The sequence below is a fragment of the Halodesulfurarchaeum sp. genome (assembly GCF_036626455.1).
In the GTDB taxonomy this organism is placed as follows: Archaea; Halobacteriota; Halobacteria; order Halobacteriales; family Halobacteriaceae; genus Halodesulfurarchaeum.
The window spans coordinates 102534-123707 of the sequence record NZ_JAZKRK010000001.1 but is presented as its reverse complement, the minus strand read 5'-3'; the positions used below and the strand labels follow the sequence as shown (position 1 = coordinate 123707).

Sequence of the window (21174 nt, the reverse complement as noted above, 5' to 3'; positions counted from 1 at the left end):
GTCAGGTGACCTGTTCGAGTTGCTCGGCGATTTTTTGTCCCAGTTCGGCCTTCGAGCCCTCGAAGGACCAGGTTTCATGTTCGAACACGAACTCGACAGCCGTTTGGTCCCCGCCGAGGGCCGTAGAATCGTTTGCGACCACAAATTCCATACCGACCCGTTCTTGCAACATCCGAGCGGATTCGGGGAGGGATTCCGAATCGCTTTCCAGTTTAAACCCGATTATCGGGAGCTCAGGATGTGCCTCACGGACCGAATCCACGAGTTTTGCCGTCGGTTCAAAGTCGAGTGAGAGATCTGCACCGGAGGGGAGTTTTTCGTCGGCTGGTTCGACGGTGTAATCCGAGATCGCTGCGGCGGAGACTAACGCGTCCGCCTCCGATGCGGTCTCGATAGCGGCCTCCGTCATTTCGGCAGCTGTTTCTACTGACCTGACGTCTGCATAAGAGACCGCTTCGTTGTTATGGAGCAGCGTTACCTGCCCTCCATTCTCGTAGATCCCTTTGGCGACTGCGCGACCGGTCCGGCCGCTGGCTCGGGTTGTCAGGACACGAACTGGATCGATGGGTTCGGCGGTCGCTCCGCTCGTGACGACCACGTGGGCCCCAGCGAGTGGGTTTGGTTCAGTCGCCCGTGCCGTTTCGAGGGCAATCGTGTCGGCTGTAGCGATTTTGGCTTTTCCCTCTTCGATTCGTGGCGGAACCACAGCGATATCCCACGTCTCGAGAGTTTCCAGGTTTGCATCGACGCCTGGGTGATCGAACATCCCTTCATGCATGGCTGGGGCCACGACAACTGGAATCCCGGCACCCAGTGCGGTCGTCACGGTCGTCGTGACCGGTGTGTCATCGATCCCGCCAGCGATCTTCCCGATCGTGTTTGCCGTGGCTGGCGCGATGAGACAACTGTCAGCCCAACCGTCTTTGCCACAGAGTTCCACATGTTCGACGGCGCCAGTGAGCTCAGTAACCGCTTCCGCGTCTGTCGCATACGAGACCACATCCCGGTGAACGATTCCCTCGGCGGCGTCGGTCATCACTGCCCGGACCGTTGCTCCACGTCGGCGCAACTCGTGGGCCAGCTCCACCACCGTAACGGCAGCGATGCTGCCCGTAATTCCAAGTACCACGTTCTTCCCGTCAAGCATTGTCACATGGGTTCGAGGTGGGCGGGGATAAATCTGCGCGATGTGCCGATATACTCTTGGGGGCGCATAGCCGAATACTACTGTGAACGAAATCGAGGTGAGCCGGCGGGTTAATCGACAGCCAGCCTCAGTATTTCCGGTTCTCCGCGATTTTGCAGGCTATCCCGAGTATTCGACGTATCTTGACCGGGTCCGACGAACCGGTGGGAGTGGGAAAAAAGTGGAATACGCACTCCAGTTTGGCTGGTGGCGGCTGTCCTACGAAACCCACACCCGGGTTCTTGAACTGGACCCGCCGCGACTGATCAAATGGGAGGTAACGTCAGCACTTGACGCGAATGGGCATTGGCATGTATCAGAGCAGGCTGACGGGAACGCGTCAACACTCACGCTCCGTATTGAATACAACCCCGAGTCTCTCGCTGGCGGTTCGGTGTCACTTCCGATCGGCGTCTCATTCGATTGGGTCCGTGAGAAAGTAGAGCCGATGATACAAAACGAAGCGAGACAGGTTCTCGATCGAATAGCAGCCGATGTCGAGACCGAACCGACGCTGTGAGTCCACCCGATTTTCTTAGGGTCGCTACTGTTCGCGCTCGATGACGTAATGGGTAAACTCGTTGAGCGACTCAAGCACCTCAGGATCAAGCCCAAGCCCCTCGAGGTGTGATCTGGCGTCTGCTGCCAATCGTTCGGCTGTTTCCCAAGCGTGATCGATGCTCCCGGTCTCCTGGAGCAATGAGAGGACGTCGAGGATTTCCTGGTCAGTGACAGTTTCTGCAGTGAGAATCGATTCGAGGCGGTCACGGTCTGCTTGCTCAGCTTCCCTGAGGGCATGAATCACGAGCAGTGTTCGTTTCCCTTCTCGGATATCGTTCCCGAAGGCTTTGCCAAAGTCCCCGGCCTCATCGAGGGAGTGTTTCACGTCCAGGATGTCGTCTCCGATCTGGAACGCAATCGAGAGTGACTCCGCATACGCGGCGAACGCTTCTTCGACGGATTCCGGGCTGTCGGTGACGAGTGCAGCCAACCGACCGGCAATCCGACCCAGACACCCGGTCTTACACGCGCTCATCTCCAGGTACTGGTCTTCGGTGATCTCGATGTTCGGCGTGTTGTGCCAGACGATATCGGTTCCCTGGCCCAGATGGGTCCGGTTCAACTCGAAGGTCAACATCTCGTAGATGGCGAGTTGCTGGTCCGGGCCGAGATTCGCCGGGTTCTGAGAAATGATTTTGAGCGGAACGAAATACAGGGCATTGCCCGCGTTCAACGCAATGTCCGTTCCATAGCGCAGGTGAATGGCCTCCTCGCCACGACGCAGCGTGGCGTCGTCCTCCACGTCATCCACGATTATTGTTCCCGTGTGGAGGATCTCGGGAATTGTGGCGTAGGGAAGGTACCTCTCGGGATCCTCACCAAGCGCATCGACCAGTTCCAGAAAGAGTACAGGGCGCCATCGTTTGCCACCGCGATCAAGAAGATCCCATACCGGTTCGAACAGCGCCTCTTCGATCGCCTCCGTGTCATATTCGAATCGAGGGGGACCGAACAAATCGGCCAACGTCTCATTAGTAATCGAGCGTGGCAGCAACTGAGCGATCTCTTGGTCCACGTCCGTCCGCCACGCAGTCAACGCATCCCGCATGTTTCTGAGGTGATTGGCTGTGACCAAAAAGGTTGAGTTCCTGGTTTCTGCGTTTCACAATCCTTTTTTGAACGCGCCGGAACTCAGGGGTATGACCACGGAAGAGGACCTCCGCGAGGAGTTCATCGACGCTTTTGAAGACGCCGAGTATCCAGTCAGTGGACAAATGGACCTGGTTCCAGCGCTTCCCAAAGGGCCGCGAACGAAATTCGAGGCCGGGGACCTCTCGTTTTCCGTTATGGAACTGGCGACGAAACTCGGATCCCATACTGATTTCCCGTACGAGGAGGTCGACTCGCTTGTCGATGACATCATGACCGCACTCCGTGAAGAGGGTGAGCTTTAAGCTGAGTCAGGGTCGGGTGCGGGGTCGTCTGTGCTGTTTTCTGACACCGGTACCACCGACTCATCGAGCACGACACATTCGACTGGCTGGCCCCAGTCAAAACGGATCGGTTCGTGGGCCGGGACGGCGTCGACACTCCGATCGTCGACGACCAACGAAACTGGCACTTCCTCGCGAACGACTTCGATTTCGAAGGGTGGATTGAGAACCCAGTGTGGGTGATCCGTGCGAAATTGTCCGACCGGCACGACGGCCACTCCCTTGACATCCTGGCCAAGGATAGGACCCCCCGCGGCCGTTCCATACCCAGGTGTTCCTCCTGGCCCAGAGACGGTGACGCCATCTGCTCGCACCTGATCGACGACGGTTCCTGTTTCACTTGTCGTTGTTCGGAACTCGGAAATCCGGGCCGGTTCAGCAGTGATTGCCATGACGTCCATGAGCGCTCGAAAACTCCGTTGGCCCAACGTGACATCGATGGTTGGCACGTCCTGCAACTCGAATGACCCTTCTGCGAGTGACTCGAGCCCTGATTCGATCTGGTGCTCAGGTACGGACGGCACTCCAGCATCGACTGCGACGGGAAGCACGGGCATGGGTCGCTCCTCGCGAACCAGATCCAGGATCGCGGACTCGCCAGCCGCGACAACGAAATCGAATTCCCGATCGTGACTGTCAATGGCTGTTGTCGATGGAATGAGTTCCAGAGAGCGGTCTGTCTCCTGGAATCGTCCAGGCGTTAGTGATAGATGCCCCGCTGGGTCGAATATCCCGATCTTCATCTGGGTCGCCCCTGCGACATTATCGGACCCACGCCCCCTGTGAGCAAAAGGCTGCGGGGTTTAGACCGGGATCTGGTCATTCCTCAAGCCTGGATGCGGGACAGATGTCTTCGAGGACACAGTCCTCACACGCCGGTGACCGTGCGGTACAGACGGCCCGACCGTGAGAGATCATCCAATGGGTGAATGGCTTCCAATCTGGGTCTGGCACGAGTTCGAGAAGTTCCTGTTCGATCGCTTCTGGTCGTTCTGCATCGGTGATTTCAAGTCTTTGTGTGAGCCGCTGAACGTGGGTGTCGACCGCGATACCTGAGGCAGTATCGTGCCCGTGTTGCATGACCACATTCGCCGTTTTTCGACCGACTCCAGGTAACTCGGTCAACGAATCCAGCGAGTCCGGAACCTCGCCGTCGTATTCTTCGAGTACTTTCTCACCGATGCCCACCAAATACCCTGCTTTGCTGTTCGGATACGTACAGGACCCGATGACTTCGGCGACGCGTTCTTCCGAAGCGCTCGCGAAGTCGTTTGGAGTCTGGTACTCCTCAAAGAGGGTGTCGGTGATTTGATTAACCCGTGCATCGGTGCATTGTGCGGAGAGGACGACGGCGATCAACAGTTCGAATCGGTTCGCGTAAGACAGGGAGATTGTCGCGTCTGGGTAGGCCTCTCGAAGTCGCTCGATTACCACGGCTGTCTGTTCGCTGCGCGTGTCCCGTGGGGTGCCCATATGCTCGGATGGGCAGGGACAAACTTGAGCGATTCGACCCGGGTACTTGAGCGATTCGACCCAGGTGTGGTAACTTACGGAATTTGAGTCGGGAGTTGAAACATACGGAATTTGTGGCGGGAGTGGTGGGATATCGCGAATACTTAATGGACAGGCCGGAAAAGGGGCGCTATGGGACTGCGAAGCGTACTTACGGGGGCAACGACGACCCTCACCGAACCCGTCGATCCACGGTTCGAACTGGCGGCGCTGGCCGTTCAGGACGAATCTTTGCCACTCGTTTTCGAGTCTGTGGCGGGCTATCCCGAGGTGTCGGCCGTAACGAATGTGGTATCCTCCCGTGACCGTATCGCGTCGGCACTCGGGGTTGAAAGTGGGGATATCGTGACCGCCTTGACCAACGCGACGACCGCTCCGCGGGAATTGTCCGCACCGATGGACGCTATGTTTGAACACGTCGCCGATTCTCCGACGGTGGCTGATTATGTGCCGATTCCGACCTATTACGCCGAGCACGAACGACAGTACATCGCCTCGGGGATCGTCGTCGCTCAGGACCCCGATACGGGAGTCCACAATCTCTCTTTCCACCGGCTGATGTACGACGGCGATACGGATTTCGTCATGCGGCTCGTGGAGCGACACCTCCACGATATTCGGACTCGCACGGATGGGCCACTTGGCGTGGCCATCGTCGTTGGGGTTCATCCAGCAGTGGAACTGGCAGCGGCGACGTCTGGCAGCCCCGACATGAGCGAACTGGAGGTCGCAAACGCACTTCTCGATGGGGACCTTGCGACGACGACTATTGACGGACTCACGGTCCCCGCCGAGGCCGAACTGGTGATGACCGGACAAATCCGAGCGGAAACTCGCTCGGAAGGCCCATTTGTCGACCTGTCACGGACGTGGGATACGGTGCGTCAGCAACCGGTGGTGGAGATCACGTCACTTCATCTTCGACCGGATCCCAATGTCAGGGTCGTCGTTCCGGGCCGACGCGAACACGCCCACCTTATGGGACTACCCCAGGAACCGCGGATTCATCGCATTGTTGAGAACACAGTCCCCACTGTGCAAGAGATCGTTTTGACGCCTGGTGGGTGTTCTTGGCTCCATGGCGTGGTCGCGATCGAGAAGCGGACCGAAGGGGACGCGAAGAACGCGGGGCTTGCTGCATTGGCTGCACATCCATCGATGAAGCGGGTCGTTGTGGTCGACGAGGACATCGATCCCGCCGATTCGGACGCCGTCGAATGGGCTATCGCGACTCGCGTACAGGCTGACGAGGACGTCGAAACGATCGAGAAAGCGAAAGGCTCATCGCTCGACCCATCACAGGATTTCGAGACTGGAACACTCACGAAATGGCTCATCGATGCGACGGTGCCGGAAAACCGGGAGCAAAGTGACTTCGCCGAAGCGACCGTTCCAGGCGTCGAGAACGTTCACCTCGAGGAGTACCAATAACCATGCCAATCGATCTTACCACCGAAGAGGAACAGCTACTCGAATCGGACGTGCCTGCCGAACGGAAGTCGATGGAATTGCTGGTTCGCCTCGGGGATATTTTTGGGGCCGAAGAATTCGTGGAAATCGGCTCGGCGCAGGCCTCGGGAATCTCCTACAAGTCCATCGGGGATCCGGGCGTGGAATTTCTGGAGGGATTTGCCGAGGAAGGAGCCGAAGTAGACGTCGAGACTTTTGCGAACCCTGCAGGGATGGACATCAATCGCTGGGAGGAGATGGGCGTCAGCGAGGAGTTTGCTCGCCAACAGCGCCGGATCGTTGGTGCGCTTCGGGAAATGGGTGTGACCGTTTCCTTTACCTGTACACCGTATCTGGCCGGCAATCTCCCCGGGCCGAACGAGCATATTGCGTGGGCTGAATCCTCTGCAGTTTCCTTTGCGAACAGCGTCATTGGCGCTCGAACGAATCGGGAGGGAGGGCCGTCGGCACTGGCCGCAGCAATCACGGGCCGAACCCCGAAACATGGTCTTCACCTCGCAGAGAATCGCCAGCCGACCCATTTGGTGAACGTCGACGTGCCCCTCGAAACACAGGCCGATTTCGCGGCACTTGGCTCTTGGACTGGGCGAATCGTCGAGGACGGCAAGCCGTATTTCGTTGGCATCGAATCCGCGACGACGGACCAGTTGAAATCTCTCGGGGCTGCGATGGCCGCTACCGGGGCGGTCGCGCTGCATTTCGTTGGGGGCCTCACCACAGACGCCGACCCACCCGACAACGTCGAAACCCTCCAATTCGGATCGGAAAAACATGAATCGGAGTACGCGGAACTTTCATCGACCGAAGACACCGACCTCATCGTCTTTGGCTGTCCCCACTCCTCGGTCGACGAGATCGGGACGGTGGCCGACAGATTGGAGGGAGAAAGCCTCGAAAGAGACCTATGGGTCTGCACCAGTCGGTCGGTGAAATCACAGGCCGACCGGATGGGGTACACCGACACAATCGAGGACGCGGGCGGAATGGTTCTCAGCGACACTTGCAATGTCGTCGCTCCGATCGAGGAACTTGGCTACGAATCGACGGCGACCGATTCGGCAAAAGCCGCGAGTTACCTCCCTGGATTCGGGGACCAACTGGTTCACTTCGACGACAAACTCTCCTTGCTCGAGGAGGCGATCGAATAATGGTTCCAACCGATGATAATCCGACGGATGCAGAAGGGCGAACCATTGCTGAGGGTGTTGCCGAAGGGGAGGTGTTGGTTTCGCCGGAGCCGATCAGTTTCTACGGCGCTGTCGAGACGAAAACTGGCGAGTTTATCGAAGAAGACCACCACTTGACGGGGCAGAATATTGCGGGCAAAGTGCTCGTGTTCCCGAAGGGGAAGGGATCGACAGTCGGGTCGTATGTTATCTACGGCCTCGCACAAGAGGGAACGGCCCCCGCGGCGATCGTGAACCACGAAACCGAAACCATTGTCGCGACTGGCGCGATTCTGGGGGACGTCCCGTGCCTTGATGGGATCGAAGACGCTGTGAGCCGGTTCACCGACGGTGAGCGAGTCAAGGTCGATGCAACCGAGGGGACCATTACCCGCCTAAACGATGAGTGAGGATCGAATCGTTGTCGGGTTTTCCGGTGCCTCAGGGATTCGGATCGGTGTCGAAACGGTGCGGGCCCTGAGTGACCAGTATGCGGTTCATGCAGTGGTGACAAGCGGTGCGCGTGCGGTGATGGAACACGAGACCGAGTCCGAGGCCGAAACGATGGCGACGATCGAAACCCTCTCGACACAGGTGTACGAGGGGTCGGCGATCTCTGCACCGTTGGCTTCCGGCACGGTCGCTACGGCAGGAATGGTTGTCGTCCCGGCGTCGATGAAATCCGTCGGCGCCATCGCAAACGCCTATGCGGAAAACCTGCTGGTTCGAGCTGCTGACGTAACGCTTAAAGAAGACCGACAGCTCGTTGTCGTGCCTCGGGAGTCCCCGTTTAATGAGGCTCATCTCGAAAATCTGCTCACGCTTCGAAAACGGGGCGTGGCTATTGTGCCACCGGTATTGGGGTTCTACTACGATCCAGACGGTATCGATGAGGTGATCGATCGGATCGTCGGCACGATTCTCGATCGGTTTGACGTTACCCACGACCGGTACGAGGCCTGGGATCCGGACTAAATTCCGTCAACCAGTCGATCCGTGAAACGGGCAGTGGTTAAGAAATGCGTGTAATTTATGCGAGGCCCGCGCCCCTCACTGAGCATGAAGGCCACCGCCCGGGCACACCCGATCCAGGGACTCGTCAAGTACCACGGGTTGCGTGATGCAGAACTCCGGTACCCGTATCACGACAGCATCAGCGTTGCAACGGCACCTGCTGAAACGGTGACGACGGTCGCATTCGCTCCGGACCGTGACTCATCTCGGTTCGTCGTTGATGGTGAGGAACTTACGGGGGAGGGCGCTGCGCGGATCGAACGGGTCATCGACCGCGTTCGGGAGATCGCTGACGATCCGGCGCTGGAGGTTCCAATCGAACTCGTCAGCGAAAACACGATGCCGACAAACGTAGGTTTGGGGTCGTCTTCTTCGGGGTTCGCGGCCGCAGCGATGGCAGCAGTCGAGGCTGCCGGACTCGATCTTACTCGCCCCGCAATTTCCACAATCGCCCGTCGTGGGTCGGCGTCGGCGGCCCGCTCGGTGACCGGCGGATTCTCCGATCTACGGGCCGGAACAACTGATGCTGATTGTCGATCAACCCAAATTCAGTCCCCGCTCGAAGACGAACTCAAAATCGTGGTCGGGATCGTGCCGGCCTACAAGGAGACGGGGTGGGCCCACGAGGAAGCGACGGAGAGTCACCTCTGGCAGTCACGACTTGCACACGTCCACGATCAGCTGGCGTCGATGCGACAGGCGCTCCGGGAGGGTGACTTCCACACTGCCTTCGAAGTGGCTGAGAGTGATACGTTGAGTCTCGCAGCCACGACCATGACCGGCCCGGAATCGTGGATCTACTGGAACCCACAGACCCTCGAAATCTTTGACGGGGTGCGGGCGCTCAGAGATGATGGGGTGCCTGCGTACTTCTCGACTGACACAGGAGCGACGGTGTACGTGAATACGACAGCTGACCACGTCGAGGAAGTCGAAGGGACCCTCGCGAAGAGTGGCGTGGAAACTCGTGTGTGGGAAGTTGGGGGCCCTGCCACGGTTCTTCCGGACGAAAAGGGACTCTTTTGAATCACCCTCTGGGATTACCTTTACCCCATTGTTTACCCGCTCGGCGGTTAATTATCGAGTATGCGAGTGGTCGTATTCGGCGGGGGCTATGCCGGGATTGTCGCGGTGAAACGGCTTGAACGCAGACTTCCCGACACAGCGACCGTGATGTTGGTCGACCAACGGCCGTATCATTTGGTTCGACACGAACTGCATCGAGTGATTCGCCAGCCGGATGTCTCCGATGCGCTCCGGATTCCATTCGAAGAAATACTCGGCCGAGCGGAATTTCGCCAGCAGACGGTTTCAGATATTGATCCAGACGGCGGTACGGCAATTTTCGAAAACGGTGACTCACTCGAATTCGACGCCGGAATTGTCGCTTTCGGAGCAGAGCCCGCGTATTACGGTCTCGACGGGGTCGAAGCATACGGAACGCCCCTTGATTCGATCGGTACCGCTCGAAAGATTTCGAAATCGATGACATCGCTTCTCGAACAGGGCGAGGGAACAGCGGTGGTGGCTGGGGCAGGTTTGGCGGGGGTTCAGGCTGCCGGCGAACTTGCAGAACTGCGGGCCGACGCCGGAGCCACGGACGTGTCGATCGTCCTTCTCGAACAGGCAGATTCTGTTGTCCCAACGGCCGACGACCGGTTTACGGAGACTATCGCAGAACAGCTTCAGGACAAAGGGGTGGACCTCCGAACCGAAAACACAGTTGCGGGAGCGACAGCAGAGACTATTGAACTCGAATCGGGCGGTTCACTCCCATATTCGGTTTTCGTTTGGACGGGTGGAATCAGTGGAGCGGGACCGATTCGGGGCGACCGTCCGACTGTTCGAGCAGATCTTCGATTGGGAGATCGGATGTTCGGAGCCGGCGACGCGGTCCGAGTGATCGATGGGAACGGTGAACTCGTTACCGCCTCAGCACAATCGGCTGTGGGGATGGCGCCGGTCGCAGTGGACAATGCGATATTACGGGCCGAAAAAGGGGATGGGGCTGGATTTCGGCCTCGCTATCACAACTATCACGATAGTTCCTCAGCCAGGACAGTGACGGTCGGGAATGGGGCAGTTGCCAAAATCGGGCCAGGAATTCTGACCGGGCCCGCCGCCCGGACGCTCAAATCTGTCATTGGGTCCAGATATTTGTCGACAGCAGGGGCCATCGAAGCAGGCGTCTCACTGGTTCGGATGGAATTTGGACTTGCCCATCCACGGGCCGGAGAAGCACTCGAAGAGCATTGAAATCCTCCCCGCGCTAAAGCGCGAGCCTTTCTCCTCTACTTTCCGTAACTTGGGGGAGGAGGCCCGAAACCCTTTCAATTCCGGCCGCGTAGTACTCGGTTATGTCGTCACCTAACTCAGGAGCCACCGATTTGGCGGGCGTGACGGCAACCTTAGTTCGGGATCTTGCGGGTGATACGGTCGAGTGTACGGCGTGTGCACATCGCTGTGAGCTCGATTCCGGACAACGGGGCGTGTGTCGCGTCCGAGAAAACGTCGACGGCGAATTACGGTTGCTCACCTACGGCCTGGTGTACGACACCCCGTATGGACCACCGGGTACCGTTGATCCGGTCGAGAAAAAGCCGCTCTATCACTTCAAGCCGGGCACGGACATCTTGAGTTTCGGTGGGGCCTCATGTAATTTCGCGTGCAAGTTCTGTCAGAACAACCACATTGCGTTCTCCGACCCGGAAGAAATCGAACTTCGGGAGGTTTCTCCCGAGGAAGCAGTGGCAAGTGCTCGCGCCCAAGGCGCGGACGGAATAGCGTGGACCTATAACGAACCAACGATCTATGCCGAATACGTAAGAGACGGAGCGAGAGCCGCTCATGAGGAAGGATTGTATACAGGTCTTGTCACGAACGGGTACTTCACCGAGGAGTTTCTTGACGAGGTCGGACCTCATATCGATGCCATGAATATCGATGTGAAAGGGTTCCGGGAGGCGCCACATCGGAAGTTTATGGGCGCCACGTTACAGCCGACCCTGGATTCAGTCGAGCGTGTTCAGGCACGTGACATCCACCTCGAGGTAACGTATCTGGTCATCCCTGATCTCACCGATGACCCGGAGGAACTGCAGGAATTCACGAACTGGGTTGCCGACATAGACACGACAATTCCGGTTCATTTCTCCCGGTTCCACCCAGACCACGAGATGACGGATCGTCCGCCAACCCCAATTGAGACATTAGAGCGCGCCCATGAGACCGCCGTCGACGCCGGTCTCGAATACATCTACGTCGGGAACATCCGTAGTCAGGAATTTAACTCGACGTACTGTCCCGAGTGTGGGCAGACATGGATCCGTCGGACTGGATTCGATTCGACCGTCGTCACCGATCCCAGTGAATCGTGTTCCTGTGGCCGGGAGGTCGACATCGTTCCGTAAGTTCGGTTTCGTTCTCGGACATATACGCTGAAGGCCCCACCTCGCCAAAGTGAGGTATGAGCGATTCGGCTGACGAATTCGAACGCCAGAAGTCGGATCTCGAACTTCGAGAAGCGATCCACGACGGGCTGCCCAAACTCGCGGATTTGACACCTGGTCGCACCGGCAATCTGAGTCTCCGGTCCGGTGATCGGGTTGGGATTACGCCATCAGGGATTCCGTACGCGGATATCGAGGAGTCAGATATCCCGATTCTGTCTATCGAGGGGTCACAACTCGAGGGCGAGCGGGACCCGAGTAGTGAAACGCCAATGCATCTTGGGATCTATCGGGCGCTGGATATCAAATCGCTTGTTCACGTGCATGCCCCATGGTCAACAACTCTTGCCGTTCTCGGTGAGGAATTACCCCCAGTTCATTACATGCTTGCAGCAGCAGGTGGGACTGTCCCCCTTGCGCCATATGCTCCATTTGGAACGAGCGAACTGGCAGAGAAGGCCGTCTCCGCAATGACGGATTCCGAGACGAAAGCGTGTCTCTTGGCGAACCATGGGTTGATCGCCGGCGGAACGGACGTTGTAGATGCCGTGGAAACCACCATCGCGGTCGAATCCACAGCGAGGCTTTACATTCAGGCTCGCGCGGTTGGTGACCCAGTGGAGCTAAGCGAGTCGCAGGTAGCAAACGCAGTGGACCAATTTGATTCCTACGGGCAGTCAAACTGATTGGGTGAGTTGTTGTAACCGAACACTTTGATGGGTGGACCCATCGTAGCAATTCATATGCGAACGATTTCCTGGGACGCCGACCGCGAGTGTGTCGAGATGGTGGATCAAACGGCCTTACCAGCGGATTTTCGAACCTACCACGCAGAGACGGTTCCAGAACTCATTGAAAGTATCGAGATTCTTCGTGTGCGAGGGGCCCCAGCACTGGGTGCGGCCGGAGCATATGGTGTCGCATTGTCCGCCCATCAGCGGACCGCTGAGAATTCGGGTTCGCTTCTCGAAGCAATCGAGGATGACGCGTCGAAAATCGCCGCTGCACGACCGACGGCTGTCAACCTCGAACGCGGTGTTACTGCGGCCCTCGAGGCGGCCAGGGATGGTGAGTCAAATGCAGTAGTGCGAGGACTTGCTCTTGAATCAGCAGAAACGCTTGCAGATCGGGACGTCGAGCGCAACAAGGCCATTGGTGAATACGGTGCCGAACTCCTCGGCCAGGATGATACTGTCATGACCCATTGTAATGCCGGCGCCCTCGCTACGGTCGATTGGGGAACAGCCCTGGGTGTCGTGTACTCCGCCCGCGAAGCCGGAAAATCGATCGACGTCATTGCCAACGAAACGCGCCCTCTCAATCAGGGATCGCGGATTACCACGACGGAACTCATGGAACGGGACGTTCCAACTCGATTAATTCCTGACAACGCGAGTGGTTTGGTGATGCAGGAGGGGGAAGTCGATGCACTCGTCGTCGGGGCTGATCGGATCATCCTTGATGCGGCCGAGCAGTTCGGTGAACAGGGAGTCGTGTTCAACAAGATTGGAACCTACAAACACGCAGTGCTCGCCAATCGCCACGATATTCCGTTCATCGTCGCGGCACCCCGATCAACAATTGACGCATCAAGCAGTCCTGAAGAAGTCCAGATCGAAGAACGCGACCCATCGGAACTCCACGAGATATACGGGACACAAAACGCCCCGAAAGAGGTCCCCGTTCGGAATCCGGCATTCGACGCAACGCCGATGGAACTCGTGGATTACCTTGTAACCGAACGCGGTGTGTTCGAACCGCCGCTGGATGTCTCTCCCTTCGAATAGATGATGCGGTTTTTCGTTTTTTCCTATCTGACTGGATGATACACCTCTTGGGCCCGTATATTTTCAATGGGGAGTGGGTTCGGAGCTATCCCGGCAGGTACAAGGTGAAAACCGTCGGACACTGAGGTATGCTCGGAAAAGTGCCGCCCGAGGCGCTTGCAGCACACGTCTTGGGTCGGCAGGGTGCTGATCTCGAATCGGTCCAGCAAGGGCCTGCGTACGGGGAAGACGCCGCCGCGCTCGATGTCGAGTCAGGAACGTTGGTGGTTAGTTCGGACCCACTCTCGTTAGCGGCCGAACGAGTTGGGACTCTTGCTGTCAATGTCGCATGCAACGATGTGGTAGCGTCCGGGGGCGATCCCACATGGCTCACGAATATCATCTTCTTGCCGGGTGATGCTGATTCGGCCGTTCTCGACCGGGTCACGAAACAAGTCGACGAGGCTGCAGACGCTCTCGACGTGGCAATCGTAGGTGGGCATTCCGAATACAATCCCAGTCTCGAGCGTCCGCTCTTGACCATGACATGTATGGGAATGGCCGATCCTTTCGTTCCGACCGGCGGCGCAAGCCCAGGTGATGAAGTGATCCTGACGAAGGGTGTTGGTATCGAAGGAACCGCCATTCTCGCGACGGATTTCGAATCCGAACTGCTTGAGGCGGGCGTCGATCCGGCTCTCATCGAAGCCGGGGCTGGGTTTTACGACGATATTGGTGTGATATCCGAGGGGAAACACCTCCGGTCATGGGCGACAGCCATGCACGATCCGACTGAAGGTGGCCTGGTTGATGCTCTGCTTGAACTCGCAAGTGCCTCTGGGGTTTCGGTGGACATTGATTCATCAGCGATCCCTGTTCGGGAACCAACGGCCGTTCTTACAGAAGCAATGGGTGTCGACCCGTGTCGGATATTTGGTTCCGGAGCCCTTCTTGGAACGGTCCCCGAATCGGACCTCGACGCCGCGCTTTCGTTGGTGGAACGTGCAGGAATCGAGGCTTCACATATTGGAACGATAACTGATTCAACCCCGCCCACACTTTCGCTTGGCGACGAGACGTTTACTGAGCCAGTTCGAGACGGTATGTATCGACTATGGGAGTAGCGCCGTTCACGTAACGGGTGATCCCGTTAATGCGATCAAATATAAGGTTGTTTACAGAACTAAATGGGAATTTCGGAAGCCGGGAGTATATTTATAGCCTGCTACCCGATTTTTGGGAATATGATAGGTAAAACTCGGCGGGGGGGGGGAATTAGTGGGTGGGGGTGTTTCGATGATTGCTTTGGCCGGATGTTCCTCCAACGGAGGGACCCAAAAACAGGAGGAATTGGTTTCAGACACGTTTGACATTGAAGACGGTGATCATCGCAATTGGAAATTTTCCCCACAGGCGAATGTTATGCTGAAGTATGAATTTACTGTCATTGATGGTCCCCCTGTTGATGTGATAGTGATGCGGGAGCATGGGTTTACGGACTATTCCAAGGATAAGGAATATACGTATTATATTGATGGAAGGACGATGGATGCAGAAAGCAAGTCAGTTGAGATCGGGTTGGCGGGGCAGAACATATATTATCTAGTTGTTGATAATACTGCGAAGGGTGAAGCGACACCTCAACCTGACGGAAAAACTGCTGTGGCGAGCGTTGAAATAGCCGCTGAAGCAAACCCAGTTTAGTACCGCTGTGGCTTGGTCGGTAAACCCTCGAGGGATAGTTTCTCCGTCTCTTGACCGTATCGGTTACCGTCTGAACCCGGAAACAGTCAGCAGGGTACGACTCACCATGCGCTGGGCGCTATTGTAATGTTGCGTTTGATTTCGGATTGCAACTAAAGGAAGTAGCGGGAGGTGGATTTGAACCACCGCTCTCCGGCTCATGAGGCCGGCGGAATCTCCAGGCTATCCCATCCCGCTATCATCTCGTAAGGTGGGGCACGGAAAGAGGGTTGTGATTTCATTCCGGGTGTGTCAGTGAGCCACGAGGGGTGTCAGAGTCTCTGTTTCGTGGAGGGAGTCAGGTCTTGAACGGGGCGATGAAAGATTGGTCACGAAACCGATGTTCAAGCAGGGGTCTGCGCACGGGGGCAGACTGGCCTACTTGAGGAGTTCAGCAACAACGTCAGCCTGAGCGAGAGTCTCGTCGTCGAGTGTCAACAAGTCCTCTGAAACCGCCGTTTCTGGATTATCTTCTCAACCGGTTCCATATCCGTAGCGAAGTTGTCCGTGAGGTGTTCCCGCTAACCGTCGGACATTACGTCCCGGAAAATGTCTCCGGGTTGCTTGTAGTTGTAAATTCGTTCTGTAGTATGTGGGGTTTTTCGATATCACAAAAGACTCGGGTGCAACCCTACTCAAGTAGAGTTCGAAGTTTGTATATTCATTAGTGACGAGACCTGCACACAAGGAATGGTTGACGTAAGCATTATCGGGTGTGGACATCTTGGGAGTGCCGTAATTCAGGGGCTTGCCCGCTCGGACTCCCATTCAATCACAGCCTGTGACGTGAGCGAAGCCGCGCTGGCAGGCGTGGAAGACGCAGCCGATCAAACGACGACGGATCTCGAAGTCGCTGCTGACGGGTCTGTGGTCATACTCGCAGTAAATCCAGACACTATCGGTGTCGTGCTGGACGAGTTGACCCTCACACCGGACCAGACGCTTCTCTCGTTTGCGGCGGCTGTCCCGCTTGAGTTTCTCGCACCCAGGACCGACGCAACTGTCGTCAGGGGCATGCCCAACCTCGCGGCTGAAACGGGAACGATGGCCTGTGCAGTCACTAGACCAGTTTCCACTGACGTCGAGTCACTTCTAAACGATCTCGGGGAGTTCGTCGAAATAGAAGAATCCCTAATGGATATCGCCACGGCCCTAAACGGCAGTGGCCCGGCTTTTGTCTTTTATCTGATCAAGGGAATAGTCGAGGCAGGTGTCGAAAGTGGACTGGATGAAGCCGAGGCACGAGTTCTCGCTGCTCAGACGTTCAAAGGAGCCGCGGAGACAGTCCTTCAGTCCGAGCGGGACCTTGAGACGTTGATCGATGCAGTGAGCACTCCCGGCGGGACGACAATCGAAGGAATGGAGGTCCTGTGGAACAGTGCGGTAAATGAGACACTTGGCGCTGCAGTCAGTGCCGCAAGAGCACGTTCAGAAGAAATCGCCCAGGAGTTTCAGCATGAGTAATACCCCACGTTTGCAAGCGGTTGAAGAGACCCGCAAAAAGGCGGCCGAAGCGGATCGTGTCGTCGTCAAGGCCGGAACGAATTCGTTGACAGACTCCTCGTCGAACGTCGACGACGAGAAACTCGAAAAGTTAGTCGGCGACATCATGGACCTTCGAAGTCGTGGCAAGGAGATCATTTTGGTTTCCTCCGGGGCGATCGGGGCTGGAAAAGGGCGGGTGGACCAGCCTGCAGAAACAGTCGAGGACATGCAGGCGGTTTCCACGGTTGGGCAGAGCCACCTTATGCGCCGCTACACGGAAAGTTTTGAGCGGTACGATCAGAAGATTGCCCAAATTCTGTTGTCCCAGGAAGACCTCGTCGACTCGGATCGGTTCTCGAATTTCCGGAACAGTGTCGAGACCTTGCTCGAATGGGGTGTTGTGCCCATCATCAATGAGAACGATGCCATTGCAATCGAAGAGATCAAAATCGGAGACAACGACATGATTTCTGCCTCGGTGGCAGTCGGAGTTGAAGCCGACCTCCTCGTGACGCTCACTGACGTGGGTGGTGTATATACGGGCAATCCAAAAGAGGACCCCGAAGCAAAGAAAATCGAAGCAGTCGGGCGGAATTACGCGGAAGTGCAAGAAATCGTTGAAGCCAGTTCGTCGGCGGAATTCGGCGGGATTCGGACGAAGGTACAGGGCGCTCGGGAGGTCAACGAACACGGCATTCCGGCGATCATCGCTGAATCAACCGAACCGGACATTCTCGAGAAGATCGTGTCTGGCGAGTCGGTCGGAACGATATTTATTCCTGTTAACGGGGCTAGTTCCACCACTGACGGTGATGCAAATGAGTGATCAGGATACGATAACCAAAGTCAACGCGGCAGAGAAGGCGGCACTCGAGCTCGCCCAGACCTCGAACGAGACTCGAAGCGACGGACTTCGAGCAATAGCGGATGGGATTCTCGATCGGAGCGAGGAGATCCTCGCGGCCAACGAGGAAGATGTCGAGGAAGCAAAAGCCATGCTCGAAGCCGGGGAGTACAGTCAGGCACTCGTCGATCGTCTAAAACTCGACGAGACGAAACTACAGAGCATCGCCGAGATGGTTCGCAGCGTGGCCGAACAGGATGACCCGCTGGGAAAGACGATGACGGCCCGTGAATTGGACGAAGAACTCGAACTGTACAAAGTCGCCGTCCCGATCGGTGTTATCGGAAGCGTCTTCGAGTCCCGTCCGGATGCACTGGTTCAGATCGCCGCGCTCAGTCTCAAATCTGGGAACGCAGCCATCTTGAAGGGTGGAAGCGAGGCGCTCGAATCTAACCGAGTTCTCCACGAGATCATTGCAGATGTAACCGGGGACATAGCGGACGGTTGGGTGCAACTCATCGAAGCTCACGAGGAGGTCGATATGGTCCTCGAAATGGACGAGGCGATTGATCTGCTGATGCCAAGAGGCAGCACCGAATTCGTCCGCTACATTCAGGACAACACCAAAATCCCCGTTTTGGGACACACTGAAGGCGTCTGTCACGTCTATGTGGACGAGGCCGCGGACATTGATATGGGAACGGACATCGCCTTTGATGCCAAGGTCCAGTATCCGGCTGTATGTAACGCGGTCGAGACGCTGCTGGTTCATGAGGACGTGGCCGAAGCGTATCTTCGCAAAATCGCAAATCGATACGACGCTGCCGATGTCGAAATGCGTGGGGATGCTCCGACTCGAGAGATCATCGACGTCAACGAAGCGAGCACCGCGGATTGGGACACCGAATACGGCGACCTCGTGATTTCGATCAAAGTCGTTTCCTCAGTGCAGAATGCGATCGACCACGTGAACACCCACGGGTCGAAACATACCGAGTCGATCGTTACCGAGGATGCAGATGCGGCGAGCGCGTTCATGCAGCAGATCGATGCCTCTAGCGTGTTCCACAACGCGTCGACACGGTTTGCTGATGGCTTCCGGTATGGACTTGGTGCGGAGGTCGGGATCAGTACCGGAAAGATCCACGCTCGAGGACCGGTTGGACTCAAGGGGCTTACGACGTCGAAATATTATCTCGAAGGGGACGGGCAACTCGTTGCAAGTTATGCTGGTGACGACGCGCTCCCATTCACCCACGAGGAATTCGAAGCCGAGTGGGAGGCTGGGACGCTGTCACTGGACTAGGCAAGTACTGGATCGTGGTTTTTCCCCTTCTGGCAACCGGGAGCATAATTTTGTCGACCCACTGAGAACACTCAGCTATGACCACGGAGACCATTACGGTTAGTACCGATCAACGACTTGCGGTGATAGACATCACCGGACAGGTTACACAGGTAATTCCGGAGGATGCGGACGGAACAGTAACCATCTTTAGTGAACATACAACGACTGGCGTGACGATAAACGAGTCGGAAGGACGATTACTCAATGACTTTGAAACGGCCCTTTCCGAACTCATTTCGGACACGGGATGGGCACACGATGAGATCGACGATAATGCCGACAGCCACGTCCGATCCATGCTACTTGGCCCGAGTGAGACCGTTCCCGTTTCAAACGGTGACCTCCAGTTGGGTACCTGGCAGTCGATTCTGTTGATCGAATGTGACGGGCCCCGGTCTCGGACGATTCAAATCGCGACCCTGAGTGTCTGATTTGCGATACCCAAGAACCCAAAACTCACCTCGTCCCGTTATATCGATGGCGGAGCGACGGGATTTCGGGGACGATGTTAGCGGATGTGATAGATGTTCTCCACTCAGCGAACCACGATCTACATTTGATTGTATCAGTAATACTGAATATAAATGCCGTGCACAAATACTCTTTACGGAAGATTTTTGGACCACATAGATAGTAACATTTTATGATAGCACACCGAATTAAATAATATTGGATTATTTATAATAATAATAATAAAATTGATAAAATTTAAGCAAATTAGAGAATTGATTATCCGTGATATGGATGTTGTTTTTGTGTATAGTTTTGGAGGGAGACAAATTGAATGGTGGGCCGGATTGGTGAATTTTTTTGGAGCACGATGAGACGGCTATCCCAGATCAACAGAGAACTGATACACAATCGCGGATTACTACAGTAACGGTATCCATTTCGAGTACCCCAAATAACGACACAATTAAGGATCTTATAAATGTAATAATTCTTTGTAATTGTGCGGCTTCTTTGTGGTTACAAACGAAACAGTTCAAGACCATCTCACAAAATTGTTAACTAGCTATTATACGGCAGTAAATTGTAATTTTGTGGGACATTTACTGAGAAAACTGCCAATGGCTATTGCAGTTATTTGTATTATTAATATTCTTAATTAGAGAGTCCATACTTTGACCAATTATATGATAAAAACTATCAAATAAATAAGTTACCGGTATATCATAATATAAACAAACTTCATCGTGTGTCTTACAAAAACGCGACGTTTTACCGAGAATGATATTAATATGAACTTTCATCAAACTTTACCTGTCTGTGAAATCGCTGATTCGCAGGAGCCCTAACACTCAAATTGAAACTGTCAATATCGGATTATTAAGGTTGGTCTGGAATCAGCCATATCTTACCCGATCAGTTTGCGCACGAATTGTAATTAATCCAGTCTTGGCGGCGTTGATTATTCCATAAAGCAGTCCGATACTCATGAGAGCACTGCACGATTCAATTACTTCTCGAAAAGTTATTTGGTATCAGGATTTGACCCTCCCTATATGGTCTCTGACCCCATCGATATTCGTGATCAAAACTCATATACAACTGATCAATTCATCGTTCAGGAAGCTTTCAAACCTGATCTCAAGCAAATATTGATCTCTGAGGGCGAGATTGTCAGCCGAATTAGCCGGATGGCCGAAAAAATTTCCGAGTCAACTACTAAGCGAGTCGAGTCCGAACTCTATGCCGCCTGTGTATTGAAAGGGGCGCTCCGATTTTTCGGAACTCTTACTCCAAAACTCTCTCCAACTGGCGAATACAGCGAGGGTGTGATTCATGCCAGCCGGTATACGGAAGGAAAGACGACCGAAACGCGGGCGGAGGTTTCCGTTCCTGAGAGGAAAACTATCGAGGGGAAAGATGTACTCATTGTCGAGGACATTATCGACGAGGGATATACTCTTGAGAGTATTGTAGAGAACATATCGGCCCAAGATCCAAGCTCCGTCTCAATTGCGGTCCTCTTTGACAAGCGAGACCGAAGGAAAGTTGAGATTGACATCGATTATACGGGTTTCATTGTTCCGGACGAATTTCTCGTTGGATACGGGCTAGATTACAACGAACGATATCGAAACCTCGATCATTTGGCCTCACTTGACAGTTCTGTGCTCAAAGGCTGATCGGGGATCGATATATAACGTATTTTCGATGAACGGGGTCGGACCGGTGTGGCGGATTACAACGA

22 protein-coding genes and 1 tRNA gene are annotated in these 21174 nt (G+C 55.5%); 18 read left to right on the top strand and 5 right to left on the bottom strand.

Going from position 1 to position 21174, the window contains the following annotated elements:
• Window position 1: 1 nt before the first annotated feature.
• The gene (gene coaBC / locus V5A26_RS00590) at window positions 2-1147 is read right to left on the bottom strand and encodes a bifunctional phosphopantothenoylcysteine decarboxylase/phosphopantothenate--cysteine ligase CoaBC (RefSeq protein WP_332322158.1); all 1146 of its coding nucleotides are present in this window, start codon (window positions 1145-1147) and stop codon (window positions 2-4) included.
• Between the two features lie 82 nt (window positions 1148-1229).
• Between coaBC and V5A26_RS00585 the strand changes: the two genes are divergently transcribed.
• A complete protein-coding gene (locus V5A26_RS00585; protein ID WP_332320075.1) occupies window positions 1230-1706 on the top strand; it encodes an SRPBCC family protein in 477 nt (158 codons plus the stop codon).
• Between the two features lie 24 nt (window positions 1707-1730).
• Here the strand turns inward: V5A26_RS00585 and V5A26_RS00580 are convergent, their stop codons facing one another.
• A complete protein-coding gene (locus V5A26_RS00580) occupies window positions 1731-2795 on the bottom strand; it encodes a polyprenyl synthetase family protein (protein WP_332320074.1) in 1065 nt (354 codons plus the stop codon).
• Window positions 2796-2886: 91 nt separating this feature from the next.
• Between V5A26_RS00580 and V5A26_RS00575 the strand changes: the two genes are divergently transcribed.
• Window positions 2887-3141 carry an MTH865 family protein gene (locus tag V5A26_RS00575; RefSeq protein ID WP_332320073.1) on the top strand — a complete coding sequence of 85 codons (255 nt, stop codon included), beginning with the start codon at window positions 2887-2889 and terminating at the stop codon, window positions 3139-3141.
• Here V5A26_RS00575 and V5A26_RS00570 read toward each other — a convergent pair.
• Both V5A26_RS00570 and nth read right to left on the bottom strand, forming a co-directional pair.
• The gene (locus V5A26_RS00570; protein WP_332320072.1) at window positions 3138-3923 is read right to left on the bottom strand and encodes a hypothetical protein; all 786 of its coding nucleotides are present in this window, start codon (window positions 3921-3923) and stop codon (window positions 3138-3140) included. The two genes, V5A26_RS00575 and V5A26_RS00570, sit on opposite strands and share 4 nt — an antisense overlap.
• A gap of 76 nt (window positions 3924-3999) precedes the next feature.
• On the bottom strand, window positions 4000-4653 hold the full coding sequence (gene nth / locus V5A26_RS00565; protein ID WP_332320071.1) for an endonuclease III: 654 nt from the start codon (window positions 4651-4653) through the stop codon (window positions 4000-4002).
• A 171-nt stretch (window positions 4654-4824) separates the two neighbouring features.
• Between nth and V5A26_RS00560 the strand changes: the two genes are divergently transcribed.
• From V5A26_RS00560 to V5A26_RS00510, 11 genes are all read left to right on the top strand, one after another.
• Window positions 4825-6123, top strand: a complete 1299-nt coding sequence (locus tag V5A26_RS00560; protein WP_332320070.1) for a UbiD family decarboxylase — start codon at window positions 4825-4827, stop codon at window positions 6121-6123.
• A 2-nt stretch (window positions 6124-6125) separates the two neighbouring features.
• Window positions 6126-7310, top strand: coding sequence for an aconitase X catalytic domain-containing protein (locus V5A26_RS00555; RefSeq protein WP_332322157.1), 1185 nt, complete (start codon window positions 6126-6128; stop codon window positions 7308-7310).
• Window positions 7310-7738: a DUF126 domain-containing protein gene (locus tag V5A26_RS00550; protein ID WP_332320068.1), complete on the top strand. Its 429-nt coding sequence runs from the start codon at window positions 7310-7312 to the stop codon at window positions 7736-7738. The genes V5A26_RS00555 and V5A26_RS00550 overlap by 1 nt, the downstream gene beginning before the upstream one ends.
• Window positions 7731-8303 carry a UbiX family flavin prenyltransferase gene (locus tag V5A26_RS00545; protein WP_332320067.1) on the top strand — a complete coding sequence of 191 codons (573 nt, stop codon included), beginning with the start codon at window positions 7731-7733 and terminating at the stop codon, window positions 8301-8303. The genes V5A26_RS00550 and V5A26_RS00545 overlap by 8 nt, the downstream gene beginning before the upstream one ends.
• Before the next feature lie 84 nt (window positions 8304-8387).
• Entirely contained in the window at window positions 8388-9368 is a 981-nt protein-coding gene (gene mvaD / locus V5A26_RS00540; RefSeq protein ID WP_332320066.1) for a phosphomevalonate decarboxylase MvaD, read from the top strand.
• Window positions 9369-9428: 60 nt separating this feature from the next.
• Complete coding sequence (locus V5A26_RS00535; RefSeq protein ID WP_332320065.1) at window positions 9429-10598, top strand: NAD(P)/FAD-dependent oxidoreductase; 1170 nt, start codon at window positions 9429-9431, stop codon at window positions 10596-10598.
• 101 nt (window positions 10599-10699) lie between these two features.
• Entirely contained in the window at window positions 10700-11752 is a 1053-nt protein-coding gene (gene amrS, locus V5A26_RS00530) for an AmmeMemoRadiSam system radical SAM enzyme (protein WP_332320064.1), read from the top strand.
• 56 nt (window positions 11753-11808) lie between these two features.
• Window positions 11809-12477 carry a class II aldolase/adducin family protein gene (locus V5A26_RS00525; RefSeq protein ID WP_332320063.1) on the top strand — a complete coding sequence of 223 codons (669 nt, stop codon included), beginning with the start codon at window positions 11809-11811 and terminating at the stop codon, window positions 12475-12477.
• Window positions 12478-12534: 57 nt separating this feature from the next.
• Window positions 12535-13578, top strand: coding sequence for an S-methyl-5-thioribose-1-phosphate isomerase (mtnA, locus tag V5A26_RS00520; RefSeq protein WP_332320062.1), 1044 nt, complete (start codon window positions 12535-12537; stop codon window positions 13576-13578).
• Between the two features lie 128 nt (window positions 13579-13706).
• Window positions 13707-14681, top strand: coding sequence for an AIR synthase family protein (locus V5A26_RS00515; RefSeq protein ID WP_332320061.1), 975 nt, complete (start codon window positions 13707-13709; stop codon window positions 14679-14681).
• A gap of 172 nt (window positions 14682-14853) precedes the next feature.
• A complete protein-coding gene (locus V5A26_RS00510) occupies window positions 14854-15261 on the top strand; it encodes a hypothetical protein (protein WP_332320060.1) in 408 nt (135 codons plus the stop codon).
• Window positions 15262-15423: 162 nt separating this feature from the next.
• On the opposite strand, the gene V5A26_RS00505 is transcribed toward V5A26_RS00510, so the two are convergent.
• A tRNA-Met gene (locus V5A26_RS00505) sits at window positions 15424-15498 on the bottom strand.
• Between the two features lie 492 nt (window positions 15499-15990).
• Here V5A26_RS00505 and proC point away from each other — a divergent pair.
• The 5 genes from proC (at window position 15991) to hpt (ending at window position 21109) form a co-directional block, all read left to right on the top strand.
• Entirely contained in the window at window positions 15991-16764 is a 774-nt protein-coding gene (gene proC, locus V5A26_RS00500) for a pyrroline-5-carboxylate reductase (RefSeq protein WP_332320059.1), read from the top strand.
• Window positions 16757-17611, top strand: a complete 855-nt coding sequence (gene proB, locus V5A26_RS00495) for a glutamate 5-kinase (protein ID WP_332320058.1) — start codon at window positions 16757-16759, stop codon at window positions 17609-17611. The genes proC and proB overlap by 8 nt, the downstream gene beginning before the upstream one ends.
• Entirely contained in the window at window positions 17604-18935 is a 1332-nt protein-coding gene (locus V5A26_RS00490; protein ID WP_332320057.1) for a glutamate-5-semialdehyde dehydrogenase, read from the top strand. The genes proB and V5A26_RS00490 overlap by 8 nt, the downstream gene beginning before the upstream one ends.
• A 77-nt stretch (window positions 18936-19012) precedes the next feature.
• Entirely contained in the window at window positions 19013-19408 is a 396-nt protein-coding gene (locus tag V5A26_RS00485) for a secondary thiamine-phosphate synthase enzyme YjbQ (protein ID WP_332320056.1), read from the top strand.
• A 1074-nt stretch (window positions 19409-20482) separates the two neighbouring features.
• Window positions 20483-21109: a hypoxanthine phosphoribosyltransferase gene (gene hpt / locus V5A26_RS00480; protein WP_332320136.1), complete on the top strand. Its 627-nt coding sequence runs from the start codon at window positions 20483-20485 to the stop codon at window positions 21107-21109.
• Window positions 21110-21174: the final 65 nt, after the last annotated feature.

What these genes read in the sequence shown, in the direction of transcription:
- coaBC (WP_332322158.1), bottom strand. Translation starts at nt 1,147, where the DNA reads ATGCTTGACGGGAAGAACGTGGTACTTGGAATTACGGGCAGCATCGCT.
- V5A26_RS00580 (WP_332320074.1), bottom strand. Translation starts at nt 2,795, where the DNA reads ATGCGGGATGCGTTGACTGCGTGGCGGACGGACGTGGACCAAGAGATC.
- V5A26_RS00575 (WP_332320073.1), top strand. Translation starts at nt 2,887, where the DNA reads ATGACCACGGAAGAGGACCTCCGCGAGGAGTTCATCGACGCTTTTGAA.
- V5A26_RS00570 (WP_332320072.1), bottom strand. Translation starts at nt 3,923, where the DNA reads ATGAAGATCGGGATATTCGACCCAGCGGGGCATCTATCACTAACGCCT.
- nth (WP_332320071.1), bottom strand. Translation starts at nt 4,653, where the DNA reads ATGGGCACCCCACGGGACACGCGCAGCGAACAGACAGCCGTGGTAATC.
- V5A26_RS00560 (WP_332320070.1), top strand. Translation starts at nt 4,825, where the DNA reads ATGGGACTGCGAAGCGTACTTACGGGGGCAACGACGACCCTCACCGAA.
- V5A26_RS00555 (WP_332322157.1), top strand. Translation starts at nt 6,126, where the DNA reads ATGCCAATCGATCTTACCACCGAAGAGGAACAGCTACTCGAATCGGAC.
- V5A26_RS00550 (WP_332320068.1), top strand. Translation starts at nt 7,310, where the DNA reads ATGGTTCCAACCGATGATAATCCGACGGATGCAGAAGGGCGAACCATT.
- V5A26_RS00545 (WP_332320067.1), top strand. Translation starts at nt 7,731, where the DNA reads ATGAGTGAGGATCGAATCGTTGTCGGGTTTTCCGGTGCCTCAGGGATT.
- mvaD (WP_332320066.1), top strand. Translation starts at nt 8,388, where the DNA reads ATGAAGGCCACCGCCCGGGCACACCCGATCCAGGGACTCGTCAAGTAC.
- V5A26_RS00535 (WP_332320065.1), top strand. Translation starts at nt 9,429, where the DNA reads ATGCGAGTGGTCGTATTCGGCGGGGGCTATGCCGGGATTGTCGCGGTG.
- amrS (WP_332320064.1), top strand. Translation starts at nt 10,700, where the DNA reads ATGTCGTCACCTAACTCAGGAGCCACCGATTTGGCGGGCGTGACGGCA.
- V5A26_RS00525 (WP_332320063.1), top strand. Translation starts at nt 11,809, where the DNA reads ATGAGCGATTCGGCTGACGAATTCGAACGCCAGAAGTCGGATCTCGAA.
- mtnA (WP_332320062.1), top strand. Translation starts at nt 12,535, where the DNA reads ATGCGAACGATTTCCTGGGACGCCGACCGCGAGTGTGTCGAGATGGTG.
- V5A26_RS00515 (WP_332320061.1), top strand. Translation starts at nt 13,707, where the DNA reads ATGCTCGGAAAAGTGCCGCCCGAGGCGCTTGCAGCACACGTCTTGGGT.
- V5A26_RS00510 (WP_332320060.1), top strand. Translation starts at nt 14,854, where the DNA reads ATGATTGCTTTGGCCGGATGTTCCTCCAACGGAGGGACCCAAAAACAG.
- proC (WP_332320059.1), top strand. Translation starts at nt 15,991, where the DNA reads ATGGTTGACGTAAGCATTATCGGGTGTGGACATCTTGGGAGTGCCGTA.
- proB (WP_332320058.1), top strand. Translation starts at nt 16,757, where the DNA reads ATGAGTAATACCCCACGTTTGCAAGCGGTTGAAGAGACCCGCAAAAAG.
- V5A26_RS00490 (WP_332320057.1), top strand. Translation starts at nt 17,604, where the DNA reads ATGAGTGATCAGGATACGATAACCAAAGTCAACGCGGCAGAGAAGGCG.
- V5A26_RS00485 (WP_332320056.1), top strand. Translation starts at nt 19,013, where the DNA reads ATGACCACGGAGACCATTACGGTTAGTACCGATCAACGACTTGCGGTG.
- hpt (WP_332320136.1), top strand. Translation starts at nt 20,483, where the DNA reads ATGGTCTCTGACCCCATCGATATTCGTGATCAAAACTCATATACAACT.